Below are 14,190 nucleotides of genomic sequence, written 5' to 3'. Positions count from 1 at the left end.
GCATGATCGCGCGTGGGAGGGCGGAGCCGCGGCCGCTTTCGCCTGCTGGCGGTAGGTCGTCTGAGTTGTCTTTTGGGATAGATGCAAGATGGCTGCTTTCCCCTTGAGCGCGGCTGCCAAAGCCCCTTGTCCGCGCCGTGGCGCATTGTGTTTATGACGCTAAGTTTCTTCTAAGCCGCTCTGGTTATGCTTCGGAGCAGAGTTTGGCCGCTGCCGCGCAGGCGCGGCCGATGTCTTTGCGATCGTCGTCAGGAGGGGAGCGATATGTTTTCACTGGATATGCCAGGGCGGTGGGCTCAGGCGGCAGGCGCGGCGGTTCTGATGTTGGCGCTGACTGTGCCGGCGCAGGCTGGCGAGCTGAAAAGCTTGATGAAGGATATGAAAACCGCGATGAACGGCGCGATGGGCAGCGCCGACGTCAACGAGTTTTCCAATTGTCTGCAGCGCTTGCGCCTGGATGTGGACCGCGCCGCGAAACTGCCTTATCCCGATAATCCAACCGATTATCGGGAGGGCATGCGCACTTTGAGCGTCGATTTGAACAAGGCGGAACAGTTCGCCCGAGCGGGCAACCTTGCGGCGGCGAAGCAATCGCTGCAAGCCGCCAATCAGACCAAGAAGCGCTATCACCATTTGCTCAACTGAAACGGGGGGACATCATGTCGGACAATGCTCGCTATCCGCTTTCCGTCAGCTTGTTGCACTGGTTATTGGCCTTGCTGGTGTTTTTAAATTTCGCGCTCGGTTACTTGCTCGATGACGAAGAGTCGCTGCTGGCCGCGCATAAATTGATCGGGGCCTGGATTTTATTGCTGGCGTTGGCGCGGGCCGCGAACAAGATGCGCTTGCGCAAGCGCTTGCCGGCCTCGCTCAATCCGCCCGGCTCCTGGCCGTATCTGGCGGAAAAGTGGGCGCATGGCTTGCTGTATCTGTGCATGCTGGGAGTGCCGCTCTTGGGGTGGCTGAAAACCAATGCTGCGGGTCACGCCGTGACGTTGTTCCCCGGCTTGGATTTGCCGGCGCTGGCGGCGACAAACCGCACTCTGTCGCACTGGTTCGGCGGCATGCACGAAAGCTTGGCCGCCTTGTTTGCTTTGTTGATCGGGCTGCATGTCGCGGCGGCGCTGTGGCATCGCATCAGCCATCCCGGCTTGGGGCAGGCGCGGATGCTGCCCATGCGCGGCGTGAAACGCTGAAGCGGAACGCGTTGTCATGGATGATGTCAATTACACGCTTTTTGAATGGCTCAACGCGCCGGCTTTGCCATCTGGTTGCTTGTTGGCGCTGGCCAAATTTTTAGGCGAATACTTGATTGCGCTGATGCCGCTGCTGTTGGCCGGCTGTTGGCTCTGGGGAGGGGCCCGGCAGCGCAAGGCGGCTTTGGAGGCCCTGGCGGCGGCCTTGTCGGCGCTGGGGCTTAATCAGCTGATCGCCTGGCTGTGGCCGCAGCCTCGGCCTTTCATGCTGGGGCTGGGACATTGCTTTCTCAATCATGCCGCCGATGCCTCGTTCCCGAGCGACCATCTGACCTTGTGGTGGTCCGTCGCCGCCAGCTTCTGGTTGGGGAGGGCGATGCGAAACTGCGGATACGGTTTGCTGGCGGCCGGCTTGCCTATGGCTTGGGCCAGAATCTATCTGGGCGTGCACTTTCCGCTCGATATGCTGGGCGCGGCGGCGGTGGCCTGGTTCAGCGCCTGGGTTGCGTATCGATTGGCCTGGCGGTATTTGCCGCCTGTTTATTGCGCGGCATTGGCGATGGAGCGTCAGCTGTCCAGCTATTTTTCCTCCCATTCCGGGAGTGTTAAATAATCTTTGGCCAACTAAGCCGCCGCTAAGTCTGCGTGGCTAATCTGAAAACAGCCCCAACGGCTTGGGCCGGCTGGTCCGGCAGAACGATGCAGTTTAAATGGAGAAAACCATGTCTATCGCTCCCATCGCGGCAACGGGGCCGCAAGCTTTGTCTCCCGTGACGTTCCGCGGCGCAAACGCAGCCGCGGCCTATCAGCCTGCCGCTGCCAATGGCGCGCCGGCGCAGGATCAGGTCCGCATCAGCAGCGCGGGCCGCGCCAAACAACAGGAAGAAGCCGCCGAGTCCGCCGCCCAAGCCGCGCAAGAGGCGGCGAGCGGACAAAGCTGATCGCCGGCTCGGCGGGCGCGGAGGTGTCGTCATCGTCCGCCGCCCCGCCTGCGCTGCTTGCGAATGATCGACATGTTCTTGTCGCACGCACTGGCGCTGTTTGAAGCGCATCCTCCGTTTTTGCTTCTGTTCGCGCGATGCGCTTGGCGCGGCCATGGGGCGCATCTTATTTTTTTACCCTTGTTTCTGTTGTCGCTGGCGGTTGCCTGTTCCGGCTGCGCGGCGTGGATTGCGCAGCGGTGGAGAAAAGGGCATGTGCCGCGCCGGGAGACTGAGCGTGGCAGAACGCGCAAGCGCTGAATCCCGGATCCCGTTTATGCGATGGCGCAATGACGCTATATGCTGAAAGAATCCAGCGGCCTGCTGTGAAATCAATGTGCAAGCTGGGGCGCCGCGCAACTGTCGAAAGGGGACGCATGAGGGTTTTGTTGATAGAAGACGATCCCATGGTGGGCGAGGCTGTCGTGTCGGCATTGCGGGACGCCAGCTACGCGGCGGACTGGGTGCGGGACGGCAAGCGCGCGCTGTTGGCTTTGGAAAATCATGTTTATGACTTGTTATTGCTGGATCTGGGTCTGCCTGGCCGAGATGGCATGGATGTGCTGGCTGCCGTGCGCCGAGGCGGCAATCCGGTCCCCGTGCTGATCGTCAGTGCCCGCGACAGCCTGGACGACAGACTGAAAGGCTTGGATGGCGGCGCGGACGATTACTTGCTCAAGCCCTTCGACATGGCTGAGCTGCTGGCGCGGATGCGCGCGGTGGCCAGAAGAAAAAGCGGCCACGCGGCCGCCTGTCTGGGGAACGGCGTGGTAACGCTGGACCCGGCCACTCGCGAGGCAAGCGCCGCCGGCGCCGATCCCGTTTTGCTGTCCAATCGAGAATTTTCGCTGTTGCAGGCGTTGTTGGCGCGGCCTGGCGCCATTCTGTCGCGCGGAGAATTGGAAGAGCGCATCTATGGCTGGGGCGAAGAGGTGGAAAGCAATGCGGTGGAGTTTCTGATTCATTCCCTGCGCCGCAAGCTGGGCAGCGCCGTGATCAAGAATGTCAGGGGAATGGGATGGATGGTGTCCAAAAGCGCCTGAGAGATTCGCTGCAGCTGCGGCTGCTGGTTTCACTGATCGCAATGATCCTGCTGTTGACGCTGGCGGTGGGCGGCGTGTCTTATTGGTCGGCTTTCAAAGAAGCCAACGACATGCAGGACGGCATGCTGAATCAGGCGGCATGGCTGCTGGACCAAGAGCGGGTGCCGCCTATCGAGACCACGGCCATGCACCCGGTGGTGTTGGAAAACGAGTCTAGGGTGCTGATTCAATTTTTAGCCGCGCATCAAGCCGTGCCGGGCCGGCTGCCGCTCCCAGCCGATCTGCCGAATGGATTGCAGACCTTGCAATTGAACGGCGAGCCTTATCGCGTGCTGGTGAAAACGCTATTCAACGGGGTTCGCGTGGCGGTGGCGCAGGAGCGGCATATTCGAGACGACATCGCGGCGGACGTGGCGATGCGTACCGCCTTGCCGCCTTTTTTGTTGCTGCCCTTCATGATCTGGCTGGTCGCGCGCCTGATCAAAAACATGTTGCGGCCCATAACGGAATTATCTCGGGAAATCGATCTGCGCCAGGTAACGGAGTTGCACTCCGTCGAGGAGGAGCGTTTGCCATTGGAAATCCGTCCCTTCGCGGTGGCGATCAATCGCCTGCTGGACCGAGTGTCGCAGAGCGTGGACAGTCAGCGGCGCTTTCTGGCCGATGCCGCGCACGAGCTGCGTTCGCCGATGACCGCCTTGTCCTTGCAGGCGGAGCGCTTGGCCGCGATAGATCTGCCGGACAATGCCCGGGAACGCATGGCGACTTTGCGTTGCGGCATTGAGCGCAGCCGCCGCTTGTTGAACCAGCTGCTGACAATGGCGCGGGTGCAGACTACGGCCGCTCCGCAAGCCGGCATGGCTGCGCCGGTGTCCATCCAGGCGGTGTTTCGCAGCGTGTTGGAGGACTTGATGCCCTTGGCGGAAGCCAAGGGCATTGATATCGGGGTGGAGGATGGGACGGATGTCGCGGTGAAGGCTTCCGAACTGGACCTGGCCACGGTGGTGAAAAACTTGGTGGACAACGCCATCCGCTATACGCCATCTGGCGGCAAGGTGGATTTATCCGCCGGCGTCCTGCCCGATGGCGTTTTTTTGGTGGTGGCCGACAATGGCCCCGGCATTCCGGAGCCCGAGCGCGAACGGGTATTCGATCCGTTTTACCGAATGCTGGGGACTGAGCAGCAGGGGTCCGGGCTGGGCTTGGCTATCGCGCGCGAGGTGGCTGGCAGGCTGGGCGGCAGCATCGCCCTCAACTGGAGCGAAGAGGCTGAACGGTTGGGTTTGAAAGTGGTGGTGAAATTGCGGGCTGATTGACTGAGCCGGAGGCCGGCGGCGCGGCTTGATATTCCCCGCATCCGCCAAGCCCGGTCAGCGTTTGGCGGGGGTGGTGTTTACCCTAGTGCCGACGCCACTGTAGGGCGGCAAAATCAGTGAAAAAAGAGCCTTGCCACTCAAGGCTCTTTGCATTTGCGCGGCCATGCTGAGCAAGGACTGCGGAGCATCGTGACTGCAAAAATTTTTGGATAAGCCGGCGAGCGTTAGTCCATCCAGTTCGAATAAAATGTTAGGCGCGCAGCCAATAGCAAAGCTTAGCAACTGACTTTTCATGCTGTGGGTGTGACATATCTGACTCATGGTTTGGTAGCTCAACTCTCCTAACCCAAAGTGGAAACCACAATAGGTCTCTGCTGTCTGCTTTCGTCGCTATGCGTACATTTTTTTTCATACTGTGGTCACAGGCACCGAACTGAATGAAGTTTACTTGCGATTCAATTAGAGAGCATTTATTTGGGCCGCCTGATTGGCTTGGATAGTAAAGCTGAAAGACATCATTCTCCCAAAAACAGATGGGACAAATATCGTAGGAACCAGGTGGCCCTGCGAAAACCTCGTAGCCACAGCATGGGCAAGTGAACATTCAACATCCAATAAAATCTTAACAACAAACTAGAGGGGCCGATTTCCCGCTGCGGGCAGTGGAGGTTGTAGGAGGCCAGGTTCTGGCCGATGGGTGCCATCGACCGGTTGTGTCCAATCGACTGTTTCCAGATGGATCGGAATGGGCCGTCACGTTATCGTGGCTGCCCGTTTGTTACTTCAGTCATTTGTTGTAGCACTCGCCCATTGAGCGAGAAAGCTATCAATCTTTTCTTCGATGTGGCTTTCTACGGTGCGCAGGCGCAGGATGGGAATATTGCTCTTCGTCAGGATGCTGTTCTTCAAGGCATCGCGCATTGCCTGCTCAGGCCGGTCGTGAGAGCCGCCATCCACTTCAATCACCCCCAGCGGGGTTTTGCCCACTTTGAAATACACTACGAAATCACAGCTGGCGCGGTTGCGCATGAACGCCAGCTCGCGCTCCGTTAAAGCCGGATTGAGTGAAGAGGCGACCTGGTTCAGCCGGATCTGGGCGTGGCATGTCAATGTCCGGTATGGCTCCTTGGACAGAGCTTCACGCAACAGTTGCGCCACGATTTGCTCGGATTGGAAGCGCGAGTCTTCGGGGCGTAGCCTGGTCTGGAGTCGTGCCAGTGACTGGTCAAATTCCCGGTACAGCAGATCAAACGCTGATACCACCGGGGCCCGCGCAATTTGTCCGTCCTCCGCGTAATACTCCACATAGCGAATCAAGGCCGCGATATGGCCGTTGTTTGCGGTAAAAACCTCATCGCCGGTCACCAGGGTGAATCGGCTCTTGGCCCGCGACACCGCCACATTGACCATGCGCGGATCATCGACAAAATCCAGTCGTTCCTGATTGTGGCGCTTCTTGTCCAGCACGGTGGAGAAGACGATTTCGTCACACTCCCTACCCTGGAATTTGTGAACGGTATCTTTGACGAAATCCCCGGGCAGGCAGGTACTGGAGAGCTTGACCTGTGCTCTGAAGGGGGAAATGAAACCGCGGCCGTCCTGGTCCCATTCGATGGACTCGCCTTTGCCGTCCAACACCTTGAGCAAGGAGTCCAGTTCTCGCTGATTGGTGTTTTCCCGGGTGTGGTTGCCCTTGGCGGTCAGCACCAGCCGCAGGGGTGCCTCGCCCTTGTCCTGGGTCATTGGGATCAACTCATTGCCATAGAATTGCCAGTTGCAGAACTGGATGATCCTGGGATGGCAGCGGTAGTGCTCTTTTAGCAAAGTCCTGGGTACGGCATCCTTGAACACGGCGATGCAGGAGTCCAGCAGGCTGTATCGCTCGCAATCATAGGCGTCGGCGGGGGCCGGCAGGTCCAGCTTCACGGGAATGTGCGCCAGCTGTCGACTGTCGCCGACGATGATCAGGTTCTTTGCACAACCCAGCGCCAGAATGCCAGGCACGATGTCCTGCTGAGAGGCCTCGTCGATGATCACGTAATCGAGGATCGTTCCTGGCGCGATTGAGTTGACGATGGAGTGCGTGCTGCTGCCGACAATTGGAAAGCGCTTCACGAAGTCATCGAAATGATTGCGGTATGTTTTTGCGTCGAAGGTATCTGATCCTCGATCTTGAGTATGCAGATGTTGCTTCAGATAGTGCATTGAACTTATCGTCAATTCTTGCAACAGGGCAGTGAAATTCCCGCGCGCCAGCGATTCGCGACAAGTCTGCAGAGCCGCTTCCTTGTCTTTTAGCGCCTTGTCGTAGTAATGCATCTGCAGGGCATGGAAGAAGGACAGGCGATCATCGAGCTGGGCGAAAGGCTTGGTACGGAAAATCTTGAAGTTGAATAGCAATTCAAAGCGGTCTCTGAGCCGGACGCGCTGTTCGCCAAGATGGGATAGATAAGCCATCAGGTCCGCCGTTTTGCGCGGGGACAAGCCGTATTTGTCCAGGGGAACGGATACGTATACTCCGCTGTCTTTCTGCCAGTGTTGCAGATAGCGCCGCTCGATGTTCAGCTCGTCGATTTCCGCCTGTAGCTGGGCCGCTCGGTTGTGATCGTGCAGGTGCTGTTTCAACCGCGCCAGCATCTCCTGGATCTCGGCCATTTCCGGTGCAGCTTCGGGTTCAGCTGATGGCCAGGGAGGCTGGTTGGCGAAGAAGTTGTCCCGATTCTCCTGGCTGCCGAGCTTGGCGACCAGGTGGTCAAGGCTAAACCTTTCCAGCTTGTCGTAGACGTTTTCCACCGCCGCATTGTTGTTGGACAGCACTGCAACTGTTTTCCCACGCAGCAGGATATTGGCCAGAATGTTGAGGATGGTTTGTGTCTTGCCGGTGCCCGGTGGACCCTCAATCACACTGATTTGCGCGCTGAAGGCCTGCTCAACAGCCGCCAGCTGGCTTTCATTGACACCAAACGGATAGATCAGTGCTTCTCCCGGCGCTTGCCTTCCGTTCTGACCCGTGCAATAGGCGTGCAAAGCGGTATCGGCGCAGGAAGGGAGTTTTTCCAGTTGGCGAATGACATTGGCTGCGATGGTTTGTTGGTCCGATGAGCTGGCGCGGTCCCGCCGGGCATGCGCAACGTTTGCAAAGTAGCGAAAGACCGAGCTTTCCTTCAGCGCGGTCTGTGCGACGAAGCTGATGCTGTCCAACTTGTGCAGATAGGGCTTGGCTGTGCCCGGATAGTAGACAAGGGCATAGCGCTCGCCGTAGACCATCGCTTTTTCTATAGGCTTGACGACGCTACTGTTGCGCTTCTTCAGCAGCATCTCGCCCAGCTCCCGGGTAGGCACTATGCGGCAATCGCTGAGCGGGCGCGTGTAGGTTTTCTTGGATGGAAAATGGCAGGTCAACTTCAGAGCTTCGTCTTTTTTACTCCAGGCAATTGTCCAGTCGCTGATTTGAGCGGTCTTGTCTTCGCCATCTACATGGATAGAAACCATACGTCCCTTATTCGTCCACGAGCGGCATCCGAATGCGTCTTCGCGCCAAGCATCGAATGTCGTGATTTCTTTATAAGGGCGCTATCATGCCACCATTTAAATTCAGACGACATGGATTTGTTGTCGGCAGGATGCAATAAGTGTTGCAGGATTGCTTTGGTGGGCTTCTTGTTGGCTGGGGAAGGTTGGCTCCATGCCTGTTTGGTGTAGTCCGCTAGCTGACGAAAATTCGCTAGGTTTATTTCGGTTGACTCATATCTAGACAGGCAGAAGGCGATTCAATTTCAAAATTAATGGTGATTGGAAGGGGCTGAGAGGGGGCGTTGAGATAGGGATAGGCAAGGGCGTAACCATCAATGGCTACGCCCCCGAGTCGGTGTTTTTTCAATTATGCGCACAGAGTTTTTACTAACTCTGAAAACTGTAGGGAAGCAAAGTTAGTGAAAAAAGCCTTCCTTGTCTGGTAAGGCTTTTTTCACTTGCATGAACACTTGTGGCAGAGGTTCGTGTGCAGATTTAGTGGAAAAATCCTACTTTTCCGCGAAGATCCTGGAAAATACGTAATATATTCGCCACGAGCGAATCCATGTGTTGTTAGCCCCAAGCGATGGCACCCGGTTCGGGGCAAGTCCACGAAGCTTGGAGTCTAGCTCGGATGTCCGCCAGCGACTGTGTGATCAGCAACTCGCCATCGCGGAATACCGTTTGCAGCGCGCCACTATCAAATTGCTCCAAGGTTTGCTGTTCGTAGAGGACATACTGGTTTCCTTCTTGCTCTACCCGCAGCAGGCCCTTGGCCGACTTCTTGGTGCCATCGTCTGTAGCCGGGTCTTTGTAAATGTCCACGCACTCGCCGTCTACTTCGGCATAGATGGCCTTCATCGCGTAGCCAAAAGTATCGCGGGACAGCATGTTGTAGGTGAAAGAGCCGATGCCGAAGACGACATTGCAAGAGGCGAAGCCTTTGTCCGCCAGGCGCAGCATGATGTCGCGGCCGCGCTGCAGGGTAATGGAGTCGCCATAGATCAGTCCGACATGCGAATCCAGCACCTTGTAGCCGCGTTCGGTGACCGTGCCGCCGTAAATGTCCCACAGGCATTCCACTGCGCCCTTGCGTTCCGCATCGGTAATGCGTTGTCCAGTGGCGATCACCTCATACCCGCCAGCTTCGGCATCTGCTCGAACCTCATCGTCGGCATAACCGGTCAGGATGCGTACCGGGTCGCCGGAGTCGGGTCGGAACACCACTTTGCACATGCCCAGCGCGTTGGCTTGTCGAGCCAAAATGTCGGATTTCAGTTCCTTGGCGATGACGGTGATGACATTCCAGAAATCGAAGGTGTCGCTGACTAAGGAGACCATGCCGACAGGATAGTCCTGGGTCACGAACTCGCGAATCACCTCGCGTTCCGCCAGGCGGCGCAAGGATTTGGCGTCCAGGTGGGCATGTGCCGGATCGCGAGCCAGCCGCTGCTGGGTCAGCAGGATGCGCAGCGCCATCACGCTGTGCTCCGATGCCGGGATGGAGCCGCCAACCAGCTCTTGATCGGCATTGGCGCCGTAGAAGTCTTCCAGATAGTCGATGGCCGGAATGGTGTCTGTTCCGGTGAAGGACAGCAAGTGGCCGGCGCCGCTGCGCATGGCGTCGTGCACGCCGCTCATGCCGCGCATGGAAAAGTCGTGTCCTTGCCAGTCGACAAATTCTTGCGGCGCGCCGGTCAGTTTGGCGAAATAGCTCAACAGTTTGCGGAATTCGAAAGCGATGGTGGCGACAGTGGAGGGCTTCCACGATTCGCAGCTGAACAAGGTTTCGAAATACGTGGCTACCCAGGGAAAGCTGGGGTGAGTGTTGATGAAGACAATAGGGGGCACCTTGATGTCTACGCGAACACCCTCCGGCAAAGAGCGGATTTCCAGCGGCAGATAGCCTAAGTCATGCAAGGCTTCCAGCCGGTTGACGGGCACCGCCTCAGGGCCTAGGGCCGTATCCATGCGGCGCTGAAACTTTCGTACGGCGGCAGTTTTGGGTTTGGCGAAAAACTCCTTCTGAAACAGCTCTTGCAGGTATTCCTTGATAAAACCCTGCAGGCCGAACCACACCACTTTGTTGTCGAACAGTTCCGGCAGCACCGGCGCGTACTTGGCGGAGCGCGGCGTGAAATTGGCCACTAGCTTGGTGGTTTCTTGCGGGTACATGGCGGGGTGGCCGGTTTTGTAGAAGTCGGCAAGATTGAATGGAACCAGGGCGTTTTTTTCAGCGATAGGGGTGTTTGTGTTCATCTCAGTTTCCAATATCAGGTTTCAAACCAGCTGGCAGCGGTTGTCTTGGGTCCAGTTGTTGCGCGTGAAGATGCCGTGGTAGCAGGACAGCAGAGGCTCCAGGCCCTTGCTGAAAATGCCGTGCGTCACAAAGAGATAAAGCGGATGGTCTTGGTTCTGCGTTTGCTGTTGCGTGGCCAGGGCCGCGGCCAACTCGGTGAAGGTGCGGCCTCCATCGCAGATATCGTCCACCACCAGTAGGGGGAGATCAGGCAGCGGGGAGGCGATTTGGGTGCCGGTGATGGCGCCGGTGCGGGTATCGCGGATTTTGTCGGCGAAGACCACGTCCAGCGCCAATGATTTGGCCAGCTTCAGCACACGCTTGCGCGCGCCGGCATCGGGCGCCACCAGGGCGACAGGGCCGATTTGCTGGATGACCTCACGCAGCGCGGGCAGAGGATCTTCGATTTCGACGCGGTCCAGCAGCGCCGACACCACATCGCTGTGCGGGTCTTGAATCACTACGCGCTGGTATTGCTGGCTATTGATCAGCTGACAAAACACTTTGGCGCTGAGCGCTTCGCCCGGATTGGCCACCCGGTCCTGGCGCGCATAGGGCACATAGGGCAGACGCAGGGTGATCGGCGTGCCGGGATAAGCGTGGTGCAACGCGTCGGTTACTAGCAGCAGGGTCATGATGGCTGCCGAATCCGGGAGGTGGGCATCAATCAGCAAGGCTTCGCCGGGGACATCGGTTTCGACCGTGACGTGTACTTCGCCTCCGGGAAAGACCAGGCTTTGCAGCGATACCGGCAGCCTGTGACTGCCGTTTGCAATCTTGAATATTTTCACTTCACGCTCCACTTAGTTGTTTTTATCGACTAACTAGGTTGCAGTGTACTTCTTCTTAGTTGAAAATAGCAACTATGTGTGAAAGAATTTTGGCACTGCCGCAACAAGCAGGGACATATGCCGCTATGGCTCCATATCAGAAACCCGATGTCAGCGTGGATATCGTGCTGCTTACCCTGTTCGACAACAAACTGCAGGTCGCCTTGCACCGTCGGAACAGTGCGCCATTTCAGGATCGTCTGGCGCTGCCGGGAGGGTATATCCATGTGGATGAGGACCTCACTCTTGAAGAGGCGGCTATTCGCACGCTGCGGCAGAAAACGGGGCTCAGTCCCCGTTATCTGGAACAGCTGCGCACCTTTGCGGGGCGGGACCGCGATCCTCGCGGCTGGTCCGTCGCCATTTCCTATGTGGCGCTGATGCCGGTAGAGGAGCTGCAATCGGCAGGAGAGGGAGTGTTCCACTTCTATGAGGTGGACCAGCTCCCCGATTTGGCATTCGACCACGCGCAGCAGGTGGCTGAGGCAGTGCAGAGGGTGCGCAACAAGGCCAGCTACTCCACGCTACCGTGCTGGCTGCTGCCAGAGACATTTACGCTGACTCAACTGCAGCGTGTATATGAGCAGATTTTCGGCGAAACCGTATCACGCGGCACCTTCCGTTCCCGGCTGGGGATCAGGGTTGGCGAGGTGCAGGCCGGTGAAGCTGCCGATGACGCAAACATACTGGTGGCTACGGAGGATTTCTTGGGCGGGAGCCAACGGCCTGCTCGCTTGTTCAGGGTGAATCAGCTGAGCCTGTTCCGGCGGGCTTGGTGGTAGTCCGGAAGTGCTTTCTGAATCGCCTCCGTTTTCTAGATTTTGCATAAGGCAGGAATGCCTACACCTGTAGGGAAGCAAAGTTAGTGAAAAAAGCCTTCCTTGCCAGATAAGGCTTTTTGCACTTTCTTGTCAGCGTAGCAAGACTGATCAGGTGCAGAGTTCCTGAAAAAAACCAACTTTTCTGCGTAGTTGTTGAAAAAATCTGTTGGTCAAGGTGTCCCGAATCCTGAAATGGGTGCTTTGAACAGGATTTTTCCGTTGAAAGCACCCTTCATCTGGCGGTACGCGTCATGCTGTCGCGAGGTTTGCTGAAACGGTTGGGTTGTTTGGGGAGCAGATCAGTGGGTAGATCAGCCTAACCTCACTCTCACGTGGGGCGGTGATGTGCTGTCGTGTGATGCCTACTTGGGGAGTCGGTTGCTGCGGATCTTGATCGTGCAACTGGATTCAGGTTAAATCGCATCATGAAAAGACGAATGAGATGCCAAGAGGGGCTCGTATGAACAAGAAGACGAAAAATTTGCGAGCAATAGACTTATATTCGGGTGTCGGTGGATGGGCGCTTGGATTGAGACTAGCCGGCATCGAGATAGTTGCATCATATGAGCGCAGGGGTGTCGCTAACGAGACAAATTTCAAGAATAACCGGCATCAGGCCCAGACTGTCGATATCCGGCGTCTCGACCTCAATGAGCTGCCTAAGAATATTGACATTGTCGTCGGTAGTCCTCCTTGCACTCAATTCTCTTTTTCCAATCGTGGTGGCAATGGCGACATTGAGGATGGTCTTCAGGATATCATCAAGTTCCTCGAAATCGTTGATCATGTGAAGCCTAAGATGTGGGCAATGGAGAACGTGCCCCGTGTTGCCAAGATTATCGAAACTGAGCTCCTACCTAAGGGACGTCTTCACCGCTTCAAGCATCTAAATATTGTTCCGCACACAATCAATATGGCGGATTTCGGCGTTCCTCAGAAGCGCTTGCGCTGCATTGCGGGCAATTTCGATTTCAATCTGTTGTCATCATATGTGCCAGAAGTACCGAAAAAGACGTTTGGGCAAGTCATCAGGGCACTGGCTTCCGATTCGATCGTCGATCCTGTTTATGGTCTGCAGCTCAACAGGCAGCATCTCCGTGACCATGTTGCAGAAGAGGTGTTGAGTGCTGAGGAAGTGCGCATAAACAAGGCAGCAAAGGTGACTCACCCAGTGTACAACTGCATGTCTTTTCCAGATCGGCTAGACCGACCGGTACGCACGATCACCGCCACATGCACACGTGTTTCCCGGGAGAGCATTGTCATTGAGGATCCCAACAGAGCTGGTGCATATCGCCGGTTGACCATCAGGGAGCGTGCATGTCTACAGGGGTTTCCTGTCACATTTCAATTTTATGGGGAGACTTATGGACAGCGCCAACAGATGGTGGGCAATGCTATTCCGCCTGTCTTCACTTTTTATCTTGCGCAGGCACTCAAGAATGTAAGTGCTGATAAGCTTACGAAGCTGTCAGATGCTGCTACTGGCTTGGAATGCCCAATCCCCCTGCCCGTAGATGCAAAGCCAGATAGGTCAGGGGTCAAGTATCCTGAGAAGCGGAAATTCCGATTTGCGATCCCTAGTCTTCGACTAAAGAGCGGTGTTCGCTTCGAAATGATCAACACGTTCGAGGGCAGCCAGCCGGTGTGGAAAGTTGATTTCTATTTTGGCACTTCGAAGTCTATTCAGTCTTTGCGACTCGACAATACGCTACACACATTCCTCATTGGTAAATTGCCGAAAACGCTTAGGTCCAAGGTCGAGGAAAAGCTTGCATCGCTATTGAATTTCATCCGCAATGCAGACGTTGCTCATATGCAGCGCATATGGAGCCATAAGGGGGTCGGATGTACGACCCCATTCATGCTGCTAGATAGACTCGATGAGTCCGGTACGGATATGGTTAAGCTGTTGGGTGGAGACGAACTCCTTGCGCAGGTGTTGGTTAGCGATGCGATTATGGCCGAGTATGGTCAGGCTGCGGGTGGCCTTCCTGGTTTAGCAAAGCTGGCACGGAACGCACCCTTGATCTTGGCTGGTCTTCTGATTGGATCGTTGGCCAACATGGAGTTGTCAGGTCACGTCGATATGGTGCCGAGAGCACAAAAAAACAAGTGGTGGGTTGAGCTGCGCGAGAGTGGGCGCTCTTGTTTCCATAAACGGTAGCCGGGGAAGTTTTGCCTTGCTGATG

14 protein-coding genes are annotated in these 14,190 nt (G+C 56.6%); 9 read left to right on the top strand and 5 right to left on the bottom strand.

Going from position 1 to position 14,190, the window contains the following annotated elements:
* The first annotated feature begins 186 nt into the window (after positions 1-186).
* The 7 genes from MY55_RS00745 to MY55_RS00725 all read left to right on the top strand — a co-directional run bounded on the left by MY55_RS00745 (position 187) and on the right by MY55_RS00725 (position 4,535).
* Positions 187-645 (top strand): cytochrome b562, encoded by a 459-nt coding sequence (locus MY55_RS00745; protein WP_080509345.1) that lies wholly within the window; start codon positions 187-189, stop codon positions 643-645.
* 14 nt (positions 646-659) lie between these two features.
* Positions 660-1,196: a cytochrome b gene (locus tag MY55_RS00740; RefSeq protein WP_047238004.1), complete on the top strand. Its 537-nt coding sequence runs from the start codon at positions 660-662 to the stop codon at positions 1,194-1,196.
* A 16-nt stretch (positions 1,197-1,212) separates the two neighbouring features.
* Complete coding sequence (locus tag MY55_RS00735; RefSeq protein WP_043574666.1) at positions 1,213-1,809, top strand: undecaprenyl-diphosphatase; 597 nt, start codon at positions 1,213-1,215, stop codon at positions 1,807-1,809.
* 109 nt (positions 1,810-1,918) lie between these two features.
* Positions 1,919-2,137: a hypothetical protein gene (locus tag MY55_RS23220; RefSeq protein ID WP_146008351.1), complete on the top strand. Its 219-nt coding sequence runs from the start codon at positions 1,919-1,921 to the stop codon at positions 2,135-2,137.
* A gap of 63 nt (positions 2,138-2,200) precedes the next feature.
* A complete protein-coding gene (locus tag MY55_RS23215; RefSeq protein ID WP_152680437.1) occupies positions 2,201-2,437 on the top strand; it encodes a hypothetical protein in 237 nt (78 codons plus the stop codon).
* A 116-nt stretch (positions 2,438-2,553) separates the two neighbouring features.
* Positions 2,554-3,219 carry a response regulator transcription factor gene (locus MY55_RS00730; protein WP_043574668.1) on the top strand — a complete coding sequence of 222 codons (666 nt, stop codon included), beginning with the start codon at positions 2,554-2,556 and terminating at the stop codon, positions 3,217-3,219.
* Positions 3,195-4,535 (top strand): ATP-binding protein, encoded by a 1,341-nt coding sequence (locus MY55_RS00725; RefSeq protein ID WP_047258230.1) that lies wholly within the window; start codon positions 3,195-3,197, stop codon positions 4,533-4,535. The genes MY55_RS00730 and MY55_RS00725 overlap by 25 nt, the downstream gene beginning before the upstream one ends.
* 54 nt (positions 4,536-4,589) lie before the next feature.
* Here MY55_RS00725 and MY55_RS23975 read toward each other — a convergent pair whose 3' ends face one another.
* The 5 genes from MY55_RS23975 to prs all read right to left on the bottom strand — a co-directional run bounded on the left by MY55_RS23975 (position 4,590) and on the right by prs (position 11,138).
* A complete protein-coding gene (locus tag MY55_RS23975) occupies positions 4,590-4,871 on the bottom strand; it encodes a hypothetical protein (protein ID WP_167595283.1) in 282 nt (93 codons plus the stop codon).
* Positions 4,786-5,139, bottom strand: coding sequence for a CPCC family cysteine-rich protein (locus MY55_RS24565; protein WP_076097972.1), 354 nt, complete (start codon positions 5,137-5,139; stop codon positions 4,786-4,788). The genes MY55_RS23975 and MY55_RS24565 overlap by 86 nt, the downstream gene beginning before the upstream one ends.
* A gap of 179 nt (positions 5,140-5,318) precedes the next feature.
* A complete protein-coding gene (locus MY55_RS00720; RefSeq protein WP_047258229.1) occupies positions 5,319-8,027 on the bottom strand; it encodes an AAA domain-containing protein in 2,709 nt (902 codons plus the stop codon).
* Positions 8,028-8,621: 594 nt separating this feature from the next.
* Positions 8,622-10,307: a nicotinate phosphoribosyltransferase gene (locus MY55_RS00715; RefSeq protein WP_047237901.1), complete on the bottom strand. Its 1,686-nt coding sequence runs from the start codon at positions 10,305-10,307 to the stop codon at positions 8,622-8,624.
* Positions 10,308-10,328: 21 nt separating this feature from the next.
* The gene (gene prs / locus MY55_RS00710) at positions 10,329-11,138 is read right to left on the bottom strand and encodes a ribose-phosphate diphosphokinase (RefSeq protein WP_052941696.1); all 810 of its coding nucleotides are present in this window, start codon (positions 11,136-11,138) and stop codon (positions 10,329-10,331) included.
* A 155-nt stretch (positions 11,139-11,293) separates the two neighbouring features.
* Here prs and MY55_RS00705 point away from each other — a divergent pair, with 155 nt between their 5' ends.
* On the top strand, positions 11,294-11,959 hold the full coding sequence (locus MY55_RS00705; protein ID WP_244270641.1) for an NUDIX hydrolase: 666 nt from the start codon (positions 11,294-11,296) through the stop codon (positions 11,957-11,959).
* A 499-nt stretch (positions 11,960-12,458) separates the two neighbouring features.
* Positions 12,459-14,165 (top strand): DNA cytosine methyltransferase, encoded by a 1,707-nt coding sequence (locus MY55_RS22400; RefSeq protein ID WP_081284601.1) that lies wholly within the window; start codon positions 12,459-12,461, stop codon positions 14,163-14,165.
* The last annotated feature ends 25 nt before the right edge of the window (positions 14,166-14,190 follow it).

It is taken from the genome of Chromobacterium subtsugae, assembly GCF_001676875.1.
GTDB classification, from domain to species: Bacteria; Pseudomonadota; Gammaproteobacteria; order Burkholderiales; family Chromobacteriaceae; genus Chromobacterium; species Chromobacterium subtsugae.
Note: the sequence above shows the minus strand (reverse complement) of the source record. Positions and strands in the feature narration are given on the sequence as shown.

Excerpts from the sequence above, each read along its gene's own strand:
- MY55_RS00720 (WP_047258229.1), bottom strand. The coding sequence starts at position 8,027 with ATGGTTTCTATCCATGTAGATGGCGAAGACAAGACCGCTCAAATCAGC.
- MY55_RS23220 (WP_146008351.1), top strand. The coding sequence starts at position 1,919 with ATGTCTATCGCTCCCATCGCGGCAACGGGGCCGCAAGCTTTGTCTCCC.
- MY55_RS24565 (WP_076097972.1), bottom strand. The coding sequence starts at position 5,139 with ATGTTCACTTGCCCATGCTGTGGCTACGAGGTTTTCGCAGGGCCACCT.
- MY55_RS00725 (WP_047258230.1), top strand. The coding sequence starts at position 3,195 with ATGGATGGTGTCCAAAAGCGCCTGAGAGATTCGCTGCAGCTGCGGCTG.
- MY55_RS00730 (WP_043574668.1), top strand. The coding sequence starts at position 2,554 with ATGAGGGTTTTGTTGATAGAAGACGATCCCATGGTGGGCGAGGCTGTC.
- MY55_RS00740 (WP_047238004.1), top strand. The coding sequence starts at position 660 with ATGTCGGACAATGCTCGCTATCCGCTTTCCGTCAGCTTGTTGCACTGG.
- MY55_RS22400 (WP_081284601.1), top strand. The coding sequence starts at position 12,459 with ATGAACAAGAAGACGAAAAATTTGCGAGCAATAGACTTATATTCGGGT.
- MY55_RS00735 (WP_043574666.1), top strand. The coding sequence starts at position 1,213 with ATGGATGATGTCAATTACACGCTTTTTGAATGGCTCAACGCGCCGGCT.
- MY55_RS00745 (WP_080509345.1), top strand. The coding sequence starts at position 187 with ATGCTTCGGAGCAGAGTTTGGCCGCTGCCGCGCAGGCGCGGCCGATGT.
- MY55_RS23215 (WP_152680437.1), top strand. The coding sequence starts at position 2,201 with ATGATCGACATGTTCTTGTCGCACGCACTGGCGCTGTTTGAAGCGCAT.
- MY55_RS00715 (WP_047237901.1), bottom strand. The coding sequence starts at position 10,307 with ATGAACACAAACACCCCTATCGCTGAAAAAAACGCCCTGGTTCCATTC.